Raw genomic sequence first — 26,026 nt, forward strand, 5'->3', positions numbered from 1 at the left:
TACTTTATAGTTAATTCACTTCTGTATTATTTTCTACTTCTCCATTAGGTACTGGCAGATAATCATGTGCCTCTGAATTGTAATTAGCTGCTTTAGGAGCAAAATCCTCTCTCAAAGCATTATCACCTTTTATAAATAAAGGGGGTCTATTCGCATCTCGAGGAAGAGCCAATCTATCTATTTCCACTTGTCTTTGTTCGTCAAATACTTCTTTAACTATACCCCATCGTACAAGATCTTTCCATCTATGATTTTCGTAGGCCAACTCTGTCGGTCTTTCAACTCTTCTCAAATGGGTTCTAATCGACTCTACTGTAACATTTACGTAAGGTCTAGGACCATATAGTTCCGCACTTTTATGCAGTTCAGGAATTTGATCAGAACTACTAGCACGATAAGAATCTAACGTAACTACACCTGCCTGCGTACGGACTTGATCTATATATCCGATGGCAGCGTCAATATCACCTCGTCCCTCAAGGACTGCCTCAGCACACATCAATAGCACATCTGCGTATCTAATAAACTTAAAGTTTATTGAAGTCCTCCATTGATCACCCTCATCTTCTTGGTGATAAGCATTTGTGTACTTTCTAACATAAGAACTTTCTACATTACCCCAAATTCTATCTGGATGCTCATCAGCATCTCTTTGATAATATTGATCTGGACTATCTGGAGCAGCCAATGTCAGTCTGTACCTTGAACTATGGTCACTACTACCTGATATAGAATCTGCAGCCATCAACTCATGAAAACTATATGTTGGTATTACCACTTGCCATGCTTGATAAAAGTAAGGTGCAAACCATCTTGCTAATGTGGAAGACTCAGATCCTGAATTAAACTCAGTATCATCCACAATACTTGCATTAGTAGCTCCCGGATTTATTGTTCCATTAAATGCTACTTCAAAAATTGACTCTGAATTAAATGGATCATCATCTCTAAAATTTGCTTCACGATCTGGCACTAGACTATACAACCCAGTTCCAATCACCTCCTCAAACTCAATAGCCGCAAGTTCCCATTCCTCTTCATATAAATATACCTTACCTAAAAGAGACTTAGCAGCACCCCACGTTACCCTATGTTTATCTACATCATCTCTTTCTTGAGGTAACACATCAATTGCAGCCATAAGGTCAGGTTTAATGATTTGCTCTGTAATCTCCTCCTTAGTTGATAACCCAATATAAATCGTTTCTGGAGTACCTTCAGCACTTGTTGTAATGACTCCTTGTCCATAAGTATGTGCTATCTGAAAATAAAAGAAGGCTCTTAAAAACTTTGCTTCAGCTACAATTTCATCTATTAATTCCTGTTCTAATACATCAGTCATCAGTGCAACCTGCTCGATTACCTGATTAGCGCGGAAAATCCCTATATATAGCTCAGACCAAATTTGAGTTACCATAGGAGAGTTATCATTTATATTGAATTCTGTGATGTAATTTGTTTTACCAACAAACGAGTTAGTACCTCCAAGGTCCGTTTTAACCATCTCAGTTACGGCTTCTCCTCCGCCTACTCCTTGAAATTGAAGAGCTGCATAAACTGTCGTGAGACCTCCCATTGCATCTGATTCTGTCTTCCAAAAAATATCTTGAGAAATACTATTTGGATTCACTTTTGTCAGGAACTCATTTTGATCACAACCTGACAACACTATCAGTATGGCTATGAAGCATGACTTCGTGATATTTAAAATTCTATTTTTCATAATTCTAAAGTCTTAAGTATTAAAAGCTAAGCTGCGCACCAATTAAGAACTGACGAGTCACTGGGTAGTTTCCTCTGTCAACACCTCTTGTAGACAATCCATTACCTCCTACTTCAGGATCATACCCTGTGTACTTAGTAAATGTGAATGGGTTTACTGTGGAAGCATATACTCGTGCTTTCGTAATGCCGTACTTTTCAAGCCCTTTGAATGTATAACCTAATGTAATTGTTCTTATTCGAAAATATGTTCCATCCTCTAACCACCTATCAGACCACGCTCTTGCATTTGGATGAGTTCGGTTATCTCTAAAAGTAGGAATATCTGAATCTGAATTCTGTGCTGACCACATTCCTACTTGTTCAGCACTGCGCCCAAAATTGTGCGCTAAAAACCTAGCTCCATTGTATATCTCTGCTCCATGCGAATAATAGCCTTGAACAGTAAAGTCAAACCCTTTATACCTAAGAGCAGCAGTTAACCCCATTTCAAAATCTGGTAATCCAGACCCTTTGTAAACCCTATCACTAGTATTAATAGTACTGTCACCAGCATCCATGATACCATCTCCATCGGTATCTTCGGTTAATTGATCTACATATTTAAGATCCCCCAATTGAGCATTGCTTTCGATCAATTGATATGCTGTCAATTCACTAAGTTCCTCTCCCGTCTCAGGGTGAAAACCGTATGTATCACCATCAGGCACATCAGACTTAATTACCCCATCTGTCTCAATCAGGAAAAAGGACCCAGCCTCGTAACCAGTTGCGAAAAAAGTTGTGTTGTCAACTCCTCCAATAGTTTGCACTGGTGTTCCTCCACCATATCCAATATCAAGACCATCAAGATCTGTTATTTCATTAACAACCTTAGAAAACGTGGCTGAGAGATCATACTCTAACCCGAACGATGTTTTATCCCTGTATAGCAAAGACAACCCCATTCCCTTGTTAGTCATCTCTCCTCCATTTACCTGAATAAAATTATAAGCGTTAGCTGCTCCTGTCACATTTGTCCCAGTAGATAATGGTACAACTTTCGGAAGTAACATATCCTGATTAGTATCAAAATAAAAGTCAGCTGTAAACTGAACTCTATTTTGGAAAGCGCCTAAATCAACTCCAATATTTCGAGATACAGAGGTTTCCCAACTAACATCTGGGTTAGCAAGAGATCGTTGAATCAAACCTGGAGCAAGAGTACCACTTGTTCCTGCTAGATAATTTACACCTCCATCAATGGTCGCTACAGATACATAAGGGTTCTGAGTTCTGTTATTCCCTCCAGTACCTAAACTTACTCTAAGTTTCAGAGCATTGATTTGATTTATATTCCAAAAACTCTCATCACCTATGTTCCAACCAGCAGAAACTGAAGGAAAATAAGCCCATTTGTCTTGAAAGTTTGAGGAACCATCTCTTCTAACTATAGCTTGAAAGAGATATCTATCATCATAGTCATATTCCAGTCTTCCTAATTGACCAATTAAAGAATATTCTGTGTCATTACTTGTAGGGTTTTGTGTTTCAACAATTGCACCAGGAACCTGAATATCATTATTACCATTAGCCGCGAAGGTTCCTCCTAGACCTACATCTTTAGTTTCCCATTTCTCAAATGTCAAAGCCGCTGTTGCTTTAAAATCATGCTTCCCCCATGTCTTATTATATCTTACAAAGTTTTCAAAAATAGCATTGCTAAACCATCTATAATCTTCATTGAGTAAAGCCTGTTCACGTGATGCTCCGCTCAATTCTTCGTTGATATTGTATATAAGGACTTTTGGCTGAAACTGTTTTCTAATGGTATTAGACGTATTTTGGCCTAGCCTAATATTATATGTAAACCCTTTAAAAAACTCATATGAGGCATTTACCGCTACATTAACTCTACGAAGTTTCTGTTCGTCCGTATTAATCAACTGAGTGGCAAAAAAACTATATGTAGTAGGGTCTTCCTCAGGGACTATAACGCCTCCTCCACTTAAATCAAGGTTGGCAGGTTCCGGATTATAAGGTCTTTGACGAATCGCCTGTTCATAAATAGCAAATGGTTCTCTATCTCTATTTTCTTCGGTGACCCCAATAGTCATAAACATCTTAAATTTCTTATTGTTTATCTGTCCAGTAAGTCTAGATGTTAACCTTTCGAATCCAGAATTCACTAGTACTCCTTCTTGGTTAAAATAATTCAAACTAGCATTAACCTGTAGAGGGCCTTTGCCTCCAGAAACATTCAATTCGTAATTTTGAATAGGGGCATTATCCTTTTGAATTACACCGACAAAATCAGTATCATTTTGAAGAGCATTAGGTGTTCTACTTAGAATCCCATAATTCTGCCCTCCTTCATTAACTCTCACCTGATCTACAAAAAACCAATCCTCTGTCCCTGATAATTCTGTTCCGGAAGTAATGTTTTGAATCCCTCCCCAAGCAGCAAAATCGATTCTGGTTTTTCCAGGAGTTCCTTTCTTTGTTGTAATAATGATAACTCCATTAGTACCCCTAGCTCCATATATACTGGCCGAAGCACCGTCCTTTAAAATATCAATAGATTCTATTTGACTTGGTGGGATATTAGGGTTTTCAGCTTGTGGTATACCATCCACAACATAAAGAGGCTCATTTTGTCCTGATAAACTCCTCACTCCTCTAATCTGAATATTCGCAGTTGCTCCTGGAGCACCACTGGCTGCCTGTATATTAACACCTGCTACCTGCCCCTGTAAAGCAGTTCCTAAATCTGGAGTTGGACTTCTCCCAATGACTTCTGAGTCTACATTATTGACAGCCCCAGTTAGTTCCTTTTTCTTCTGCGAGCCGTAACCAACAACAACAACTTCATCCAATGACTTAACATCCGCTTCTAGAAGAATGTTAATTTCCGACTGCGTGTTAACAGTTATCTCCTGAGACTTAAAACCTATAAAACTAAAGATCAGAACATCCCCACTCTTTACATTTACACTATAGTTACCATCAATGTCGGTAACTGAACCTCCACTTTCACCTTTGATCAATACATTCACACCTGGCAAAGCCTCTCCTGCTCCTTGGACGTTACCTTTTATTGTCATTACGTCTTGAGCCTGAACAAAACCACAAGTCAATGCCAGCAACAACGCCAGACAATAGCACCTGAGGCTTATTCTCCTTTTTACAAGTAGTCTTAACTTCATATTTAAATTGTTTAGTTAATCAGGGAATGCCGATTCTCTCCTTCATAGAATTTACACATTACCCTATTCATTCACAACCATTTACCCCCCTAAAAGAAAGGATGTTGTATATGGTTTAAACAAACTTAAGAACATCATCAGGCTATGTATTCTTGGCATTTACCCATTGATGATTCATTTTTAACCAACTAATCTTGAAGTCAAATTTTGCATAAAATGATACAATCAAAAAAAGCACTGTCACACTGACAATGCTTACAATAAATGAATGACTATAACTAAAAGTGCGCACAGGCATTACCTGTGATTGACTAATTTCTTTCATTAATAACACACACCGCTTTATCTAAAAGTATCACTGTCTGAAAATCACTACATACAAATTATCTATAATTATCCATACGATCAATATCATACTTTTCAAAACTCCTTTTCAACTGCCATAGTGGGCGCTCCAGAGTCAATTCCCATTCATATAGCATTTGAAACATTTCCTTTACCTGCTCTGGTTCTGAAGTTGCGAGGTTATTCTTTTCCGATATATCTTTTTCAACATTGTAAAGTTCTGCTGGTCTATCTGAAAATCTTATCAATTTATAATCACCTTTCCTAATAGCTGCTCTAGTCTCTTTCTTCCAATAAAGAACTTCATGAGGCTTTCCTTTCTTATTTCCTTTTAGATACGGAATCAAGTCTACTCCATCTGTTTCCTCAATATCTCTTATATCTCCTCCGGCCGCTGCATAGAAAGTAGGAAGTAAATCCAACGTACTAACAGGGTAGTTAAAAGTTGAATTCCTTTTGACGTTCCCTGTCCACTTCACGAAAAATGGTATGCGAATCCCTCCCTCCAAGTGGTTTGACTTAGTACCACTTAAAGGTGTATTGATAGAAGCATTTTTATCACTAGGCCCTCCATTGTCGTTAGTAAATACTATTATCGTATTATCATCAATTTTCAATTCTTTCAGTTTGTCAAATACCTTTCCACATGCTCTATCAAGAGCTAGAGTCATAGCAGCCACCGTTTTTCTTTTCCCATTGAGTTCGGGAAACATTTTCATATCTTCTTCCATTGCATCCATTGGTGTGTGCACAGCATTAAAAGATAAAAAAACAAAAAACGGAGTACTTCTATTTTTTTCAATGAAACTAATAGCACTCTCAGCCAAACGATCAGTTAGATACCCATCATGCTCTTGGAAATCACCAAACCCTCTCTCTAATTTGTCCAAATGACTTGCGGGATGATTCCTGTATGGGAAATAACTCCTTGCTCCTCCTCTAAATCCATAAAATTCATCAAACCCTCTTTTAGTAGGGTGAAATTTGTCTGCCCCACCTAAATGCCACTTGCCATAAAATGCCGTTTTGTAATCCAGCTTCTTCAAATATTCTGCCATGGTAACTTGATCTAAAGGAATTCCCATTTCATCACCTTTTAAGCCTGAATATTTACTCATATAACCTGGCACATTATTCTCCTCAAAACCAAACTTCTGCTGATAACGTCCTGTCATCAATCCTGCCCTAGATGGCCCACAAACTGATGCTGAAACATACCCCTGAGTAAATCTTACACCCTCAGCTGCAACACGGTCTAAATTTGGAGTGATCATCACATCACTGCCTTGAAACCCAAAGTCAGCATACCCAGCGTCATCTGTTAAAATAAGAATAATATTTGGGCGTTTAGCTGCGTATGTACATTGGATAAAAAGCACTATAAGGATTATAAATCCAGATTTATTCATCATTTCAATATTATTTTTAACAATTATAACAAGCTCTAAAACTTGACACACCTCCATTTTTAGCTGACTATTCTATTATTTTATCAGCCTTTAGCTATCACACGGCACACCTATACTGAGTAGGTGTTTGCCCAGTAATCTGTTTAAACTTTTTATTAAAGTTTGCTATTGAGTTAAACCCTACTTTGTAACATATTTCAGAAACTGATATTTCATCTTGGACCAATAGCCTAGATGCATTCTTTATTCTCACTTCATTCAAAAACTGAGTAAAAGATTTACTAGTACTTTTTTTGAAATACCTACAAAATGAATTGGCAGTCATACATGCTACTTCAGCTACATCATTTAAAGAAATATCAGATACATAGTTGTCAGATATAAACTTCAATACATAATCTAACCGTCTAGTCTCTGAATTATACTCTTGCCTCATATCAGTTGTAGATAATGTTCTCATATGCCTGCTAACTGACAAACGATTCAATATCATTAGCAACTTTATTGCTTGATCAGCTATCGATAATTTTGATAGTGCAAGCAATTCATCTCGAAGCTGGCAGCTTATTTTTGAGAAATGTATTCCGAACCTTGACTGGTTCAATAAATGATTTATTTCCATAAATTCAGGCTTATCAAATGTATTCTGACCAATAAAGTTCCTATCAAAATTGATAACTACTGTATTCACCATAGCACCTTGCTTATAGTCATCATTGTTCCTCCAAAGATGAGGCAAGTTGGGACCTACTAGAACTAGATCTCCCGATTTAAAATTCTCAACGCTGTCTCCTACAAATCTCACCCCATAGCTCTTAGAAATGTATATTAATTCAAACTGAGGATGATAATGCCAAGATTGATCAAAACATGGCTCTTCTCTCATTTTCACGCTTAGAGAATCATTTCTAAGGCAATCGACTTCTTTCAATAACAGTTTCATACTATTCTTTTTTTACTCCTATTACTGAATTATATATCTCTTAGAATAGCCATTTCCTTGGTCACCTCATAGAAGAACGCAGACACTTGTTTTTTATCCTGACCTACGATTTCTGTTAAAGCAATGATTTGCTCTCTTATATTTACATTGACTGCTGCTTGATGCTCTTCGGCTGTCAATTCTCCGTCAACATATCTGTGTCTAAGTTCTGACAGCTTATACAGATCTTTTAATTTCTGCTGCTCAACTTTATTCCTAGCTTCTTCATCTAAGTCAAACCGGTCTGCTGCCGCATCTGCATAGTATTCCGCCCTAATTTGTTGCTTTAATGCCCCTTGCGATTTTACACCTAGCACTAAAAGCACAAAATACATTGTGATTATAGTCATTCTCATCATCATATACTTTCATTCAACATATGACAAAATTGATGAGAACAATTGGCTTAGAAGTATAGCATTTGTCAATACAAAGTCGGCCTTTGTAAGGATTTTTAAGTCTGCTTTTGTAAAAAAAATATTACCTCAGCCGGATAAAAAGTATTTTAAATAATAAAACGTATTATTTACGTATCTGACAAATCCATACATTCACTGTACAATCTAAACCCCAAAGTTATTTTATAAAAAACAGATATTAAACACTCTAAAAGAGCATTTCCCTTATAAAACAGTCGTAGTATATGGATACATAGTTTAATTAAAGCATCATAAAAACAATGCTATTGCACTTAACGATTTATCAGGCATCTACTTTTAAAAAGCGTATAAATTATCAATTTTCAGTAAATGCATGGTTCTTATCTAAATGGATAAAGTCATACATCTTTTGACATAAAAAATTCTGTAAACGACTTTATTACTTAACAATTTGAGATTTAGCTTTTACCATATTTACTTGGATTAACACCATACTGTTCCTTGAATATCCGACTAAAATATGTTCTACTTGTGTAGCCAGTCATAAAGCATATTTCTCTGATAGAATAGTCTCCTGTCTTAAGTAACTCAGCAGCTTTTTGTAATCTGTAACTCCTAAATATTTCATGAGGAGTTTTGTTAGTTATTGCTTTCACTTTTTGGTAAAAGTGTGTACGGTTCATTAAAAGTTCCCGAGCAAACTGATCCAAATCAACCTCACTATTGGCTAAATTTTCCTCCATCAACCCATACAGTTTTTCAAGAAATACATTATCTCCTTCCCCTTGTTTTTTCTTCTGAAGAGACATAGGAAAGTCCACTTTAAACCTTTCACGTAGTTTCTGTCTATTCTGAAGAATATTCTGAATACTTGCTATCAAATGACGCATCTCAAAAGGTTTGGTAATATAAGCATCAGCTCCCATCTCAAGTCCCTCAATTTTGGCATCTGTCGATGATAGAGATGTTAGTAAAATCACTGGTATATGACTTGTCCGAATATCTGCTTTAATGTTTTTGCAAAGTTCCAAGCCATTCATCTCAGGCATCTTTATATCGCTAAGGATGATATCTGGCCACTCTAAGCCCATAGCTTTTAAACAATTTTTCCCATTTGAAAATGAAGAAATACTGAAATACTCTCCTAGCACCCCCTCTACAAATTTTCTTAAGTCATAATTATCCTCAGTGTAAAAGATTGTAGTTTTCTTAAGAGACTCATCAATTATTAGATTAGAAAGATCAAATGAATTAGGATCCATTCTCTGACGATCTTCTTCACTCTCTTCATTAAGTATTTCTTCCATTATCTGTCGACTCATCAGGTCTTTTCTACTTACTTTCACCGGCAGACTAATCACAAAGCAAGTACCCTCTCCATAGGAGCTAACTACTTCTATTTCTCCGAAATGAAGCTCTACTATCGTTTTCGTCAGCTCTAGACCAATCCCAGACCCTACCGACATATCTCCTCCGTGTCTCGCTTGATAAAACCTCTTGAATAGGTGCTCTTGATCTTCCTCCTTTATACCTTTTCCTGTATCCTCTACTTCAATCCTTAACCCTGACTCATTTACAGTATATCTAATCGTAATTGTATCGTGCTCACTTGTGAATTTAAAGGCATTATTAAGGAGGTTATTCACTACAACCTCTAGCTTTTGTTTGTCTGCTACTACGAATAACTGATTTGGCTCTCCTTCTAAAGTCAATTGTTTGCTTGTTTCTTTAGCCAATTGTTCAAAATCTTTCTTCAAATCACTGATGAAGTCAGTAAAATCGAAGCTTTTCATATTGAGCTTAAGTACATTTTTATCTGCTTTCCTTAGATCATGCACCTGCTCAACTAACTGATACATTTTTTTAGTTTGACGTCGTATCAAATCAATATGTTGGAATGCATCTTGATTGTTTTCAAACATTTTGCGCAACAGTGTAATCGGGCCTGAAATCAGAGTCAAAGGAGTTCTAAACTCATGCGAAATATTCATAAAAAGCTTGATTCGTGCAGAATCAAGTTCAATAGCTCTATTCTTTTCTATTTGTTCTATTTCCAATTTGTGACTAAGGTTCTTTAGTCTAATTAGGAATGTCATTACAACAAAAACCACCAGAATAGCTACGACTGTATATACAATATAAGCTATATCACTTTTCCATATCGGAGGCCGTATAGTAAATACGAACTCTCTGATATCCGACCACTGTTGGTGATTATTCGAAACTGTAGCTTGAAAAGTGTATTTTCCAGGAGGAAGTGAATTGAAATTGGCAAGCTTATTCTGCGATGATGTTTTCACCCATTTTTCATCTAATGGAAGCAACCTATATCTAATTTGATGACTTTTTGTGTTGGAGTAATGAAGGGAAATTACTTCAATTGATATACTATTTTGATCATACATCAACTCAAATTCTTCTATTTGATCTAAAGGCTTATCCAATATCTGATTATCCCAAACACTTATCCTTTCATTGAACACAATCAAATCTCCAAACAATAACTTTGGCATCTTAACTTCTTTCTGTATGTCCTTTGGATTGAAATAGCATGCCCCTTTATTCCCTCCAAATACCATCACTCCACTTTTTAAAGTGGTTGATGCCACTTCAAAGCTGGCTGGTGTTACTCCATCTTCTAAAGAATAACTCCTAAAAACTTTTTGTTGCCTATCGAAAAAGTTAATACCAGAATTAGTCGCAACCCATAAATTGCCATCATCGTCTTCTTCAAAAGTCATTACATCATCATCATCAAGACCATTCTTACCAGAAAATGTTTGAAATTGTAGTTTATGTCCATTTTCAATTACAGAACTAAGTCCTCCCTGTACCGAACCAATCCAAAGACTCTCATCTGACAACCTTTTAACTTTGGTAATATGGTAACTTGGGATTGAAGCTGCTTTAGAAGATGGAAGAAACTGATATGTGCTTGCTGTATGAACAGGTTCTTGCTTCGAATAATCAAGTTTAATTAGACCATCAGAAACAGTTGGAATCCAAATTACATCTTTTATAGGATCTGGGTATATATTAAATATCTCAAATTCACTCCCACTACTTCCAGCAAGAATGCTCAAAAATTCCGTTTTTTCAATTTCCCCTTCCACATCAAGTTTTACTCTATATAATTGTGAAGTACCCATAATCCAGACATCTCCATACCTATCTTGGGCAATAGCACGACAAGACTCTTCATTATATAGCTCAGAAATTATCGGATCTTTAAGAATCTCCCATAGTTTGTAACTCTGATCAGATCTGTAAATACTTGACCTGCTATTCCCTAGCCAAAGTCGGTTCTGATTATCCTTTAGGATTCTATTGAAAAATAGACCATCTCGTTTGATCTGAGGTAAACTATCCACTTGGTTTGTAAACACATTTAACTTTTTAATGGAGTTTGAATTGAAACTTATCAAAGCATTATGTTCATCAAACGGCTGGATGTACATTACCTGAGTTGAACTATTAATATCAATTTTAGAAGACTTAAGTGAAGAATATTTAAACGGTCTTTCCTCTACTCGAAACCTCATTAAGCCTTCATTAAAGCTTGCAATCCAACCACCTTGTTCATCACTTATGAATACATCACTCAGTCGCGTAAAGCTATCACGAAACTCATATTGTATACATTCATAGTTACTTGTAAGTAATGAAGCAGGTATTTCTACCATAGCTAGGCTATTGTTATTTCTCATCAACCAAAGTCGATTAGCTATATCAATATAAACTGACATGAACTGATCCCCTCCGAATATTGTCTTCTGCAATTCAAATGTCGGCTTGTCATCAGTCCAATCTATCTCTACAATATTTAAAGACCAATTATCGAGACCAAACAAAAGCTTTTCACCATCATATGCTAAGCCTTCCCATGGTCTCCCGTCATTTTGGAATACTTCTTCAAACGTTTTTGTCTCTGAATCAAATAAATGTAGTCCATAATTACTCCCTAGTAAAAAGTAGCGATCATCAAGCGACACCATAGATCTTGAACGATAATTAATATCAGATTTAACTACCGGCTTATAAAGCTCTACTCTGCTATAATTATCCTTATCTAATAAGTATACTCCATCAGCTAAAGTATTGCATACAATGTAATTACCTATTTCCGCTAAGTCAGTGATATATGGACCAGGGGTATCTGTTTTTATGTCTTTATTGGTAAATGCTCTAACAAATTTTTGGAGATTGTAGATGTAAACAGAAACTCCTTCTTCTGTACCAATAATTACATTGTTATTAGCGTCTTGGTGTAGTGCTGTGATTCTATTGCTTGTCAGGTCAGAACCTTCCTGATTCTTATAAAAATGTTTAAACTCAAACCCATCAAATAAGTTAAGCCCTTTGAAAGTCCCTACCCAAACCAAACCTTTGTGATCTTCTAATAAAGCCGTTGCGCCAAAATGCGATAACCCATCTTCCTTTGTAAGGTGTCTTATCACATCAATTTCCCTGACACTTAACCCTGCACATGTTGGCTCTACCTGCATGACCAAAAACAGTATGATATATATCAAATATTTATTTTTCAACCTCGTAGAATTTATCAAACCATAATTTAGAAATATCTTCTATTATCAAGATGTCATTTAATAGAATCAAACAATATTGGTCAGTATAGAATAAAAACATGGTAATTATTAACCAATGATGAGAACTATTTATCAGTTCTTTCGCTCTCAATTTAAAGGGGATAATTTCTTATGTGCTAAGGGTAAATAAGAAGCAGTAGGTATTTAAAATGTCTTCTAATATGCATATTAGAAGACGAAGACAGTCAAGGGACTTCCTAAAAGGTTTACATACTTAATTATTAACTATAAGTTCAAACCAAACATTATGATTATGAACAAATTTTATCCTTTAGTGTTACTATTGGTCGGATGGCTTATGCTACCGGTCTTAGGGCAAAAACCGACACAAACCGAAAACCCACAAGATCAGTGGCAAATCAAATGGAGCGCATCAGACGAATTTAACAATTCGACTCCGAATTGGTCCAAATGGATCAAAACTGGAAATCTTCCAAATACTACCGCTTGGAAATGGAACAATCAAGATAATGTGAAAATCAAAAATAATGCTGCTGAACTAACAATGCGGCAAAACCCAAACAATGCAAACGACGGAGGGACATATTTTAAATCTAGCATTCTCAAATCATACCAAACATTTACATATGGCTACTATGAAGCCAAAATAAAAGGGGCTTCAATAGGCGAAGGTGTCTGTCCATCCTTTTGGCTTTATAGCAACTTTGATTATTCTGTTCCGAATGGCAAAACAGTTTATAGTGAAATAGACATTGTTGAACTTCAGCAATTTGACTGGTGGGATGGGGACCCTAATGCCCCCAATCAAGATGATATTCAAGATATTGACTTAAATCTACATGCAGTTGTAATGGAAAATGACAAAGGTGTTTGGAGACGTCCTAAACAGCACCCAGAAGAACAATTAAACAAATGGAGAGCCCCATGGGATCCTCGGGATGACTATCATATATATGGTTGTGAAGTCAATGAGACTAATATCATCTGGTATATAGACGGTGTCGAAGTGGCTCGCAAACCTAACATTTATTGGCATCGTCCTATGAATGTTACATTATCCTTGGGTTTGCGAAAGCCATTTGTTGAATTCTATAACAATAGAAACAATGCTGTCAATCCTGAAACGAATGCTAAAGCTAAAGCTGCTCTACCAGGTATGCCTACTACAATGTTCGTAGACTACGTTCGTGTTTGGGAAAAAGTAGGAACTAGCACAACACCTACTTTACCTGAAGGGCAATTGGGAAACGGCGATTTTGAGACAGGAAGTCTCGATTACTGGAATGCTGGTTCTGGAACATCCTCTGTCGTATCAAACAATGTAAGGTCAGGATCCCACGCGGCAACAGTGACTAATGCCAGCATAGCCCAAATAGTACAACTCAATCCGAACACTTCCTATACTATCGAAGGGTACGCTAAAGTGGACTCAAACGGTAATAAAGCTTATATGGGAGTAAGCAAGTCTTTAACTAATGAATTAGTTAAAAACTTTGAGTTCAACAGTACAAACTATTCAAAAGGGACAATAACTTTTACCACAGGCAACACCAGTGAAGGGTACCGAATTTGGTTTTGGAGTGGAAATAATGGTCAATCTTATATTGATGACGTTTCTCTAGCTATCTCTGGGGACTCAGACTCTGACGAACCTGTTGATTCAGTCCTACCTACAATAGGTCAAACTATTTGGCTTGAGGCCAATAATGGCAAGTATCTTACGAACAATACAAATTCTGGAACTGCTATACAATCGACTAAGTCATCTATTGGCAGTAAAGAACAATTTCTTATCATAGATGCCAACGATAATTATGTTGCTTTTAAGAATATAGCCACAGGTAGATACCTTACAACCTCCTCTAATTCTAACTCTCCATTAAAATGCGGGTCAACAGGGGTATTCCAAAGGCAGATGTATTCTATAGAACCAGCAGGTAATGATAAAATTGCTATCAAAGCAAAAGTCAATGGACTTTATGCTTCATCTACTTTCTCCAACAATAATGCTGTACAAGTAAAATCTTCCTCAATAGGTAAACTTGAAAGCTTTAGGTGGGGCAGTAATAGCTCTTCAAGAGAAGTAAAAACAAATGATGTCAATTCTTCTTTGGATATAGAAAACATTTATCCAAACCCTACAACTGGTATATTAAATATTAATTGTAAGAAAGAAAACGAACTGTTTCAGTTACTTGATATATCAGGTCAGATTATATTAAATGACCTATCTGTTGGAAAAGTAGATATCTCTCAACTGGAATCAGGCACCTATTTTCTAAAAGGTTCTGAATTGTTTTTGACAGTAATAAAACATTAACCTATATGTACTTATAAAGGCTAGACAATAATTGTTGTCTAGCCTTTATTCCTTACTACATTTCTTCATAAGGCTTTGTTGAGAATTAATCTTAAAATAAATCGTCCCCTACTATTTTTAAACAGGAAAGTTCTATTTCTAAAGAGGATTCAAACCTTAAATTCAAAGAATATTGGGATTTCTAGTATCTTAAATCAAATGTTAATAAATTTCAGAAAGATGAATGGTTTTTCAATGTACCGTGCAAAATTTTAGATTTTTGAGTTAGAGTAAAGCCATGACTTCTTTTTCTAAAAAGAAAGTAGAAGTCTCACAGTTTACCCTGACAAATCAGGGGCTCAATAGCATGATATGATTTACAAAGAATGCATTCACAGAGTCTTAAGTTTAAATTCGTAACTATACTTCCCTGATTTTAATCTGAATTGATCTTGGGTCTTTGATAAAGTACCTCCCACACCAGCTTGTGCAGCGTCAATATTGAGAGTATAAAACCCTTGCCTTTTTAGATCAAAAGGATGCTTTGCTTCTTCAATATTTTTTGCAGAATAGGGCCAAACAGAAAACCCAAATGGCTGTGCACCCTCTACTCTTAGACCTGATTTGGGATTAGAATTAAAAGATACCCATCTGATGTCGGATCTATTCCCATTCTCTTGTGGAAATGCATAGTTATAAAACAAATCGTCAGTTTTGGAAGAATAGACACCTACCTCAGCAGCTTCTTTTCTATCAAAATACGACTCCCAAGGTCCATTTCCATAGTAAGAAGTGTTACTTAGATCTTTCGAAATCCCCATGGTCATACCTATCCTTGGAATATCAGGTAAGTTTTCGTCTACTTCTAGCATCATTTCAACACCTAACGTACCATCATTATAAACGGTATAAACTAAACATACATCAACACCAACATCATGTTTTAATTTTACTCTAACAACTGCTTGAGTGTGGAAGTTTTCAACCTCAATATCTACCATTTTTAATTCTTCAGCCATCTTTTCCCATACATCTCTCGATTTCCTGAACGGTTTATTACTTTCCCCTCTCAGGTCATTATCAATAGGTGGTCTAAAAAAGTTAAGCTTTAACGGCATCTCCAATTGCTCTCTCCCATTTACTACATAAGAATATATTTGCCCCGAATCATTAGAAATTGAAACTTTACACCTAGCACCATTTATTACAGTATTGCCATTTCTTTTGTCTATCGTTAAAACTCCTTTGTATTTCGTAATATGTTTATCAGACAAGTCCGAGGAGGCTTTAATTAACAATTGTTCTTTGGCGATTTCATAACCTTTGTTACACCACCATTTATCAGATTTTTCATGTACACTTAATCTTAACCAATAATCAGCTGTAGGTTTAAACTTTATGGATTTGTATGGTATTTTGATCACTGCATTTGAACCTGCTGCCAATTGAACATTCTGTAAATTTCCACTTTGAAGTAGCTTACCGTTCTCTGAGACTGACCATTTAATTTGATAATCTTTAAGGTCATTAAAGTTGAATCGATTAATAATATTTACCAACCCATTTTCAATATCGAATGATTCAATCATTACTGGCTGAAAAATATACTTTACTTCATGTGCGTGGGGTTGAGGTGTCATATCGGAAGCAAATACTCCATTCATACAAAAATTCCCATCATTAGGTCGATCTCCAAAATCACCCCCATAAGCAAAGTATTGATTGCCATTTTCGTCCTTCTTTACTAAACCTTGATCTCTCATGTCCCAAATAAACCCTCCAATAAGATTTGGTCTAGCTCTAATCTCATCCCAAAACTCTCCTAATCCTCCTATAGAGTTTCCCATGGCATGCATATATTCACACATAACGATAGGTCGGTTAATATGTGGACTTTTAGACATATTGATAAGCTGGTATAAATTAGGATACATTCTACTCACTACATCTACATAAAACCTATCATCAGGATTAGCCATCGATTCGAAATTATTTGACTTGTAACCAATCATAGGATCTTCTATGTAGTATGGACTTAATGGATCTCCTTGAGCTCCTTCATAGTGAATCCACCTTGAGGGATCATAACTTCTAATCCAATTTGCCGCGGCTGCAAATATTGGCCCTGTACCTGATTCATTACCCAATGACCAAGAAATAATTGACGGGTGATTTTTATCTCGCTCTACCATTCGGTAAATACGGCTCATCATAGCTCCAGTCCATGATGGTTGATTAGGAATATAGCTTCCCAAATGGTGACATTCTATGTTAGCTTCATCCATGATGTATAAACCATACCTATCACAGAGATCATAGAAATATGGATCATTTGGATAATGAGAAGTACGTACAGCATTGAAGTTAAATCGCTTTAACATCTTTACTTCCTCCTCCATATCTTCTCTTGTCAGGGCTTTTCCGCGAATATGATGATGATCGTGTCTATTGACTCCCATGATCTCAACTTCCTCGCCATTTATTAACAGCTCTTGTCTGCTACCAAACTCTATAGTCCTAAAACCTATCTTTTGACTTCTAGCTTCTACGGTAGTACCATTGGACGAAACTACTTCCAAAACAAGCGTATAAAGGTTCGGTTGTTCTGCAGACCATTTTTGGGGTCGATGAATTTTCGCTTTAAGAAAAGCAAAAGGAGGCATATCTCTGGGTCCCCACCTTTCCAAATAGATTTTTTTGAGATCTGTTGACATCCAATGGTCCATTACAGGACGCCCATTAGTGTCGTATAACATCCCTCTTAACTTCCAACCGGTCAAGTTGTCTTCATTGGTTTTCACGAAAACTTTAGGTCGAACTTGAAGTTCTGCATCAATTTGAGTTTCGTCAAATTTAGTTCTGACAAAAAAGTCACTTATTGAAACTATAGGCTGAGCCAATAATAATACTTCTCTGTGAATACCACTTAGTCTCCACATATCCTGATCTTCTATATAGCTACCATCACTCCATCTAAATACTTGAACAGCTACTCTGTTTTTTCCTGATTTGACAAATTCCGTTATATCGAATTCAGCAGCTAATCTACTTCCTTGGCTGTAACCTACTTTCTCTCCATTAACCCACACATAAAATGCAGAAGAAACACCTCCAAAATGCAGAATAATGGATTGCTCTTTAAAAGACTCTGGAATCTCAAAATCTCTAAAATAACTTCCTACAGGGTTTTCTCTATAGATTTTTGGTGGCAAAGGTGGCTGAGGTCCCTTCCAATCATAAGTCAATGTCGAATCGAGAATATTAGGTGTAAAAGGGTAAGTTATATTCGTATAAATTGGCCGACCAAAACCTTGTAATTCCCAATTCGAAGGTACTGGAATGTCACTCCAGTCTTCACCAACAAAATCGCTTGAAAAAAAATTAGTCGGACGGTCGGTAGTTTTAGATACATATTTAAACTTCCATACACCGTTTAGAGAAACCATTCTAGATCTACTACGATCTCCGTTAAGAGCATCCTCAATGTTTTCATAAGAATAAGTAGCGACTCTACCTTGCATCTTATTTTGTTCGAACATTAACTCGTTCTCCCAATCATTTTGGGCTTGTACTCCCAATGTCAACAATAAGAAACACCATTGGATTAAAACTATTTTTCTCATTTTATGCCTTATCTATTACTTTTTATGTGTTTGCATTGGTCGCATAGGTTTAGATTTCATCCAAGACGAATTCAAGCCCATTCTGATCTTTTATGACTATCTGATAGTTTACAGTACCTCCTACTTTACTTTTAATTTCAACTCCCCTTAACGGGCTTACCTTCCCTAGACTCGTTTCCTCACGTGTGGAACCATCTTTGATACCTCTCAATATAAGCTCTCCGGCTACAAAGACACCATACTGACCTTTTAACTGTCCCTCTTCGATCATCAGCTTTTTTGTAATAATACCTGCCTGATTCACATCCAATACTGGAAGAGATAACACCGTAGCTGCTGCGTGTACCTCTTTGAAATCAAAACTTTCTCCTTTCTTCAGCTTATGCAATGGCGTTTTTACTTCTGTCTCTAGATACCCTGTTTCTAAACCACTATTAAATACTTCAATATTTACTCCATGTTCATACTTCAACTCAGGATTATATGGTTCAAACATCTTAGCAAATACCGTCATGTTAGTTTTATTTGCATAACAAATCCAAGGTTTTGCAGCGATCATACTGATTCCCCCCATCATATTGTAATCAAAGTGACATTCATAAATACCAGGAGCTACCTCACCTGTCCAATTGGTGCCTATATTATAAAACTTGCTTACATGCTCTGGGTTGTTTTTATCCAGTGGCATTCTGTTTCGACTGACATACCTCCATCTGGAATCTGGTGTAACTCCAATATGAAACCATTCATTATCATGTAGTTTTAATTCTCTATCAAAAGGTATATATGCTACAAAATGTACTCCATCTTGTAATTCAGGATCTGTCCATGAAACATGTTGACTACTAATCTTCCAACCTCTCTCAATTTCATTCTCACCAATATTAGTCATGGTATGATTGTAAAATACTTTACTAGAATTATCTTCAATAGAAAGAGTTCTTCTATATTTGATCTCCTCCTCAACTTTGTCTGGGTAAATGAACTTTTTTTCTTTCCCATACCAAGTGGGGACTGGTAATTTTTGCACTCCAGACTCAACGACAATCTCATCAGTTCCTTGTTCGTTTTGTTTAATAGTAACGTAATACGGAGCGTCTCCAATCATAACTGGTGGTGGCCAACGTCTGACTTTCTTTCCTTGAAAATTCCAACCACAGTTATCAACTGGAGTAGGAACCAAGCGATACCCTCCAAAGTTCCTCCACTCACCTACCTTCACAGTATCACTTGTACCATAAGACTTTCCAAATTCTTGAGGGTTGACCCATAAAGACTCAACATCTCCAAGTTTATATTCCAATACTCGACCGGCGGCCTTTGGCACAACAGCTACACTGATGAAATCATTCTTTGCGACATGAGTATCTTTCCAAATCCAATTGTTATGGTTTGGTACTATCCCTACACTTGCAGGCGATTGTGCATATACTGTCACAGAAATAAAAGCAAAAAGTAAGGTAAGTACTCTATTCATTTTACTACACTTTATATCTAAAGCTCTTTTACCTCCATGAATTCTACAGGGGAGTCATTATGAATAATAAATGCCACCCTGACACCTTCTGCAGGACTGAAGATCTCCACAAGAATTTCTTTACCCTCTATAGCTTCTTCAATGTTATCAACAGAAAACGCAACATGAGGTAGCTTCTTTATCATCTCTGGCATGGGACTATCTTCATCAAACTTAATCCACTCAACTCCATATTCATCATTATTGAAGTCTGTATAATGTATTTTGCCTGGCTCATAGAACCCGTCCCAGTTTTTATTTTCAGAAGTAGGTATACCTATATGACTAAATTGATATCTCATTTAATTGTTAATTTTAAAAACTATAGTAAATCGTAAAAATAGAGTTCCCTCTTACATAACACTTATCAAAATTTACCATGTTAATAATCCTTTTTGATAAGTGTATTTGCTGTAATTAATTCAATACAGCTCTATTACCCTTCCAACCTTCTTTTAATTGGGCTAAGAGTTTAGCTACCAACTCAGGGTTTTGGTCTGCAATATTAATGGTCTCCAAAGGGTCAATATGATGATCATAAAGTTCAACATATACTGGAATAGCATCTTTATTTCTTCTATCCTGCCAAGAAATGAATCTGTATTGATCCGTTCTCATAGAATATCCCATCAAATGGTTTTCAAATAAATCTCTGTCCCACTTTTCTTTTTGTTGTGATATAATTCCTTCCTCTACTTCTTCAATTAATGGACCAAAGTAAGTCTCTCTCATACCCTGAGATAAAGGGTTTGCTGCCCATTCTCTAAGAGCTGGTGTGGGGAATTGACTGAATACTGCTTTTTTCCATGGCATAGAAGGATCGTCAACTAATGGTGCAAAACTTTGCCCTTCAACATGCTCTGGAACCGGAATTCCAGCCAACTCACAAAGTGTTGGATACATATCTACTAACTCAACCAGTGCATCTGTTTTAAAACCTTTCAATGATGATTTCATACCAGGAGCTGACAATATCAGAGGAACTCTAGTGGATATTTCATAGTTCGTGGCTTTGCCCCAAATACCCATATCACCTAAATGCCAACCATGATCACTCCAAAGAATAATGATAGTATTATCTCGAATACCAGCTTCTTCTATAGCCTCTAGCATTCTACCAATCTGAGCATCAACATAACTCACACTCGATAGATAAGCGTGCTTTAGTTTCTTGGCTAAAACTGAATCAATGTCTCCGCTTTTTGGAATACCGTCACGTACTCTCAACTCAAACGAAGCATGTAAACCCATGGCAGCTCCATTCTTAGGAGAAAACTCTTGTTGGGTCAAAGGTATCTTTGCCCTATCATATAATTCCCAATATTTTTTAGGGGCTGTCCAATTAAGATGTGGTTGTTTAAAACCTAGCCCTAAAAAAAACGGCTTACCATTTGCAACCATCTCCTTCATAGTAGCAATAGCTACATCAGTATTATATCCATCCTCATAGGCTTGATCCGTTACGTCTTCGCATTCATAAGCTGGACCAAGTCCTAGCCCATAGCTTCCTTTTACGCCATATTTAGCAATAACCTCTTTTCTGTTTTGCTTGAAGATTTCTTGATTTTTCTTAGAGGCATACGCTCCAGGGTTCTTTTTAGGATCAAACAAGTTTACTTTAACAGGCTCTCTGCTCCAAGATAAAGGGTGGTCTGTAAATCTACCGTGATATATTTTCCCTGAATAAACGGTCTCATATCCAAACTTTTGAAAGTGTTGGGGGAGAGTCACTATATCAGGATTCAGATCTCTGAAGTAAGTGTAATTTTCGATCACATTGATACTCTCTGGTCGTGAGCCTGTCATTAAACTAGCACGTGATGGACTACATATAGCCTGTTGACAATAAGCTCTATTGAACTGGAGGCCATCAGCGGCCAACTGATCAATATTTGGTGTTACTGCTACTGATGATCCATAAGTACCTAGCTCGGGACGCATATCATCCACTGCTATAAAAAGAATGTTTGGTTTGATATTTTGTTCCTCAATTCCTTTTGTTGGTTTACAACTAATAAGTACAACTCCCAGAATCAAGGCTAATTTTAGTTCTCTCATATTTATAATATTGTCGTTATATAGAAACTTAGAATGATGCGACCTGCTGAAATAATGTACTTCGGCTATCTGTCCTCAGCATTTTAGGAGACCGACCAGTGACTTTTTTGAATTTTCGGTTAAAATTCGAAATAGAATTGAACCCTACTGAATGACAAACTTGGGAGATTGTCATATTTTTATTAATTAATAATCTCGTTGCTTGTCGTACCCTTACCTCACTCAAATAGTCAATAAAAGATCGGTTAGTCATTTTCTTAAAGTATCTACAAAACGAACTTTTAGTAAGACAAGCCATATTGGCTACCTGTTCAAGGTCTATATCCTTATAATAATTATCTGATATAAACTTGATTATTTGCTCTATTCGCTCAGTTTCAGTAGACACGTTCGCTCTCATATCTGTTACCGAAATAGTATCCCAGTCGCAATTGCAGAGATCATTAAGCACATCGAGCAGACCAATAACCTGACTAACAGGAGCTAGCTGGGGTAAATTCGTTATTTTTGAAAACAGTCCATCTTCTTGAAGAACTCCAAACTTTAAACCTAATTTTGACTGTTCGAGCATCTTTTGGATACTTCTAAAAATGGGTGTTTGAAAAGTGTCTTTACCTGCAAAATCATCTCTGAATTTTATTACGATCGTATTAAGACGGTTTGATACTGTGTCATTTTTCCACAAATGAGGAACATGAGGACCTAAGAGCACTAACTCACCAGCACTGAACTTTTCAATTTCATCACCAACATATCTAACTCCTGAACTATCAGGTAAGTATATCAGCTCATACTCTTCATGATGGTGCCAATTGGGCTCATTACAAGGTACTGTCTTTATATATGCCTGAATTCCCTGACCTGTCAAGGATGTTTTTTTTAAAGTCCCATAATTCATAATCGTTTCTTTTTTGACTACCTAGTTGTAAAGAGTACAAGTGGAGGTTCTAATTATAAACCAGTTGGAGTCTTTATTCACTCGTGACTCAAAGAAACGAATCCAGTCACCATCTTACTTTTGAATCTGTCTGAAAGGTGTTTGATTTTGTGAATACATACCAGGTCATATTCTAGATAAGGAAAATAAACCCGCAGTTAGCATCTAAAGTCCATTTAAGTAATCCTCCATCTAATTTGATATATTAAAACAATTGATGAATGGATAAAATCTAAAACATTCGACATTCTGTCAAACACATAGAAGTAGTAAGCTTTTTTCTTTTGAGTTTGACAATGTGATTACCGGATTACTTGTACTGGTAAAATCGTAATAGCATTTGATAAACGAGTAATAGCATCATATTAACTCTATTCAGACTTTTGTTAGTGAATATGATAGATTCTTCAAATAGGAAATACATAAACGGTAAGAACGAAAATTTATAAGATGAAAAATTCAATATTATTTCTACTTGGACTTGCTCTGATGGCTTCTTGCCAGTCAGTTCAGGTTTCCAACAACTCTACAGCAGACCTTACTCCGTCTACTGTTGATTATAACAACCTCGATAAAAACGCGGGTATTATAAATAATACAAATAGCCCCAACGTCAAATTGAAAAGTATTGATATGGGAGATTGTAAATGGACCGAAGGTTTTTGGGCAGATAAATGGAAACTAGCGGAAGAAGTAATGATACCACATATGGGAACTCTGCTTAAAGGCGATGTTGGTCATGGGTATAATAACTTTAAAATTGCAGCTGGATTAAAAGAAGGGGAGCATAAAGGCTTTTGGTGGCATGATGGTGACTTTTTCAAATGGATGGAAGCTAATATGTATTTATATGCTATAAATAAGGATGAAAAAATACTCAATGAACTTGATGAAATCATTGGGGTAATAGCTAAGGCTCAATTACCAAACGGGTACTCATCAACGCCTGCGATCATAAGAGATGATATAAACCAATATGAAAATAGAAAGTATCATGAAATGTACAATAGCGGGCACTTGTTCACTTCTGCATGTATTCACTACCGTATAACTGGTAAGACCAATTTTCTAGATGTAGCAGTAAAGCATGCTGACATGCTATATAATCTTTTTCAACCAATGCCAGACAGTTTAAAAAGGTTTGGATTCAATCAAACTCAAATCATGGGATTGGTGGAAATGTACCGTACTACTAAGGATAAGAGATACCTTGAATTAGCAGAGACTTTTATCAACGTGCGAGGGACATTTGATATAATAGAGGATGAAACTACTAAAGGGTACCCAATCGGTGATATGGTGCAAGAAAGAGTTCCACTAAGAGAGGAAACAGAAGCGGTAGGGCATGCTGTACTAGCCTTATACTATTATGCAGGAGCTGCTGATGTATATGCCGAGACTGGTGAACAGGCATTAATTGATGCATTAGACAGACTATGGAACAATGTGACTCAAAAGAAAATGTACCTTACTGGTGCAGTTGGCCAAACTCATTATGGTGCTTCATCTCGTAAAGACAAAATAGAAGAAGGCTTTATTGATGAATATCAAATGCCTCAAATGACTGCATACAATGAAACTTGTGCTAACATTTGTAATTCTATGTTCTCTTACAGAATGCTTGGATTGAAAGGAGAATCAAAATACGCAGACATTATGGAGATGGTTATCCATAATAGCGGTTTGTCAGGAATAAGTATCGAGGGTAAGGATTATTACTATTCGAATCCTCTAAGAAAAATAGACGGGTCGTTGGACTATTCTAAAATGAATGTTGAGTTTCCTGAAAGACAACCATACTTGAAGTGCTTTTGTTGTCCTCCAAACCTAGTAAGAACTATTGCAAAATCTCCAGGGTGGGCATATAGCAAGTCTGATAATGGTATTTCTGTCAATCTCTATGGTGGCAATGAGTTAAATACAACTTTATTGGACGGGTCTACTATTAAATTATCACAAATAACTGATTATCCTTGGGATGGCTTAGTGAATATAACTGTCCAAGAATGCAAAGCTGATCCGTTTGATATTTTGCTTAGAGTTCCTAAGTGGGCCGAAGGAGCTACAATAAAAGTAAACGGTCAACCTGTGGAAGCCATTCCTGGAAATTACTCTATTGTAAAAAGATCTTGGAAGACAGGAGACGTAATCACTATTAATATGCCAATGGATACGAAGTTTGTGGAGGCTCACTCCAGAATTGAAGAACTTAGAAATCAGGTTGCAGTTCAAAGAGGACCTATAGTATATTGTATTGAATCTGCAGACCTTCCACAGGATACCAATATTGTAGATGTATATATAGATGGGACTTCAGATCTTAAACCTGTGTATAAACCTAACTTCTTGGGTGGATTGGCTACTTTGGAAGGTAACGTGCTTATTAGGTCTGATAAAGAAGATAAAGAAGCTATGTATCACGCTATAGACAAACCTAAGCTTAAATCAACAAAAGCCTCATTTATTCCATACTACTCATGGAGTAATAGAGGTCAAGGAGAAATGACCGTGTTCATGCCTGTTGTCTGGTAAAAGAAATAAATTAGTAGTTTATATTGTCAAAAAAGAGGCTGTCTAAGTAGTGTGACAGCCTCTTTGATTTCTGACTCATATCAGATACATCCATTCTAAAAACTACCTTCTTACTGAACTTGGAATTTCATCAAACTATATTCCAAAAGGAACAGGATTGGTAAACAAAAACTAGAATTCCAAAGCAGATTTACTAAAAAGATTATCTTCTATCAATCGATTTCCCCTATACTACCTCAAAAGGGTAATCTCATCCAATCCAATTTCATACTAGGGATCTATCTTTAATAATCCCTCTTCTAAAATTTACACACTACAAAAACTGCCACTAAGCTTTAAATTGCATAAAACTTTCATGAATAAGGGAATTCACCCACAGGCATGAAACTCGTTTTAAATAGAAACCAAACTATAAAACGATATGTCTACAGTAGAATTCCCTCAGCTAATTGAACGCGGTTGTGGCCTGG

Annotated in this window: 13 protein-coding genes; 2 read left to right on the plus strand and 11 right to left on the minus strand. The window is 36.4% G+C overall.

Going from position 1 to position 26,026, the window contains the following annotated elements:
- Positions 1 to 10: 10 nt before the first annotated feature.
- From DKG80_RS20045 to DKG80_RS20070, 6 genes are all read right to left on the minus strand, one after another.
- Positions 11 to 1,723: a RagB/SusD family nutrient uptake outer membrane protein gene (locus tag DKG80_RS20045; RefSeq protein ID WP_109833168.1), complete on the minus strand. Its 1,713-nt coding sequence runs from the start codon at positions 1,721 to 1,723 to the stop codon at positions 11 to 13.
- A 19-nt stretch (positions 1,724 to 1,742) separates the two neighbouring features.
- Positions 1,743 to 4,907, minus strand: coding sequence for a SusC/RagA family TonB-linked outer membrane protein (locus DKG80_RS20050; protein WP_109833169.1), 3,165 nt, complete (start codon positions 4,905 to 4,907; stop codon positions 1,743 to 1,745).
- A 383-nt stretch (positions 4,908 to 5,290) separates the two neighbouring features.
- Positions 5,291 to 6,664, minus strand: a complete 1,374-nt coding sequence (locus DKG80_RS20055; RefSeq protein ID WP_109833186.1) for a sulfatase — start codon at positions 6,662 to 6,664, stop codon at positions 5,291 to 5,293.
- A 94-nt stretch (positions 6,665 to 6,758) separates the two neighbouring features.
- Complete coding sequence (locus tag DKG80_RS20060) at positions 6,759 to 7,604, minus strand: AraC family transcriptional regulator (protein WP_109833170.1); 846 nt, start codon at positions 7,602 to 7,604, stop codon at positions 6,759 to 6,761.
- Between the two features lie 29 nt (positions 7,605 to 7,633).
- Positions 7,634 to 7,999: a BAR domain-containing protein gene (locus DKG80_RS20065; RefSeq protein ID WP_162556014.1), complete on the minus strand. Its 366-nt coding sequence runs from the start codon at positions 7,997 to 7,999 to the stop codon at positions 7,634 to 7,636.
- A 482-nt stretch (positions 8,000 to 8,481) separates the two neighbouring features.
- The gene (locus DKG80_RS20070) at positions 8,482 to 12,570 is read right to left on the minus strand and encodes a hybrid sensor histidine kinase/response regulator transcription factor (RefSeq protein WP_162556015.1); all 4,089 of its coding nucleotides are present in this window, start codon (positions 12,568 to 12,570) and stop codon (positions 8,482 to 8,484) included.
- Between the two features lie 313 nt (positions 12,571 to 12,883).
- Here DKG80_RS20070 and DKG80_RS20075 point away from each other — a divergent pair, with 313 nt between their 5' ends.
- A complete protein-coding gene (locus tag DKG80_RS20075; RefSeq protein WP_162556016.1) occupies positions 12,884 to 14,911 on the plus strand; it encodes a family 16 glycosylhydrolase in 2,028 nt (675 codons plus the stop codon).
- 371 nt (positions 14,912 to 15,282) lie between these two features.
- Here DKG80_RS20075 and DKG80_RS20080 read toward each other — a convergent pair whose 3' ends face one another.
- From DKG80_RS20080 to DKG80_RS20100, 5 genes are all read right to left on the minus strand, one after another.
- Positions 15,283 to 18,513 carry a glycoside hydrolase family 2 TIM barrel-domain containing protein gene (locus DKG80_RS20080; RefSeq protein ID WP_109833174.1) on the minus strand — a complete coding sequence of 1,077 codons (3,231 nt, stop codon included), beginning with the start codon at positions 18,511 to 18,513 and terminating at the stop codon, positions 15,283 to 15,285.
- A 49-nt stretch (positions 18,514 to 18,562) separates the two neighbouring features.
- Positions 18,563 to 19,990 carry a hypothetical protein gene (locus tag DKG80_RS20085; RefSeq protein ID WP_109833175.1) on the minus strand — a complete coding sequence of 476 codons (1,428 nt, stop codon included), beginning with the start codon at positions 19,988 to 19,990 and terminating at the stop codon, positions 18,563 to 18,565.
- 17 nt (positions 19,991 to 20,007) lie between these two features.
- Entirely contained in the window at positions 20,008 to 20,331 is a 324-nt protein-coding gene (locus DKG80_RS20090; protein WP_109833176.1) for a VOC family protein, read from the minus strand.
- A 115-nt stretch (positions 20,332 to 20,446) separates the two neighbouring features.
- Positions 20,447 to 22,087, minus strand: a complete 1,641-nt coding sequence (locus DKG80_RS20095) for a sulfatase (protein ID WP_109833177.1) — start codon at positions 22,085 to 22,087, stop codon at positions 20,447 to 20,449.
- 28 nt (positions 22,088 to 22,115) lie between these two features.
- On the minus strand, positions 22,116 to 22,985 hold the full coding sequence (locus tag DKG80_RS20100) for an AraC family transcriptional regulator (RefSeq protein WP_109833178.1): 870 nt from the start codon (positions 22,983 to 22,985) through the stop codon (positions 22,116 to 22,118).
- Between the two features lie 489 nt (positions 22,986 to 23,474).
- On the opposite strand from DKG80_RS20100, the gene DKG80_RS20105 reads away from it, so the two are divergent.
- Positions 23,475 to 25,556, plus strand: coding sequence for a glycoside hydrolase family 127 protein (locus DKG80_RS20105; protein WP_109833179.1), 2,082 nt, complete (start codon positions 23,475 to 23,477; stop codon positions 25,554 to 25,556).
- The last annotated feature ends 470 nt before the right edge of the window (positions 25,557 to 26,026 follow it).

It is taken from the genome of Reichenbachiella versicolor, from assembly GCF_003171675.1.
Classification (GTDB): Bacteria; Bacteroidota; Bacteroidia; order Cytophagales; family Cyclobacteriaceae; genus Reichenbachiella; species Reichenbachiella versicolor.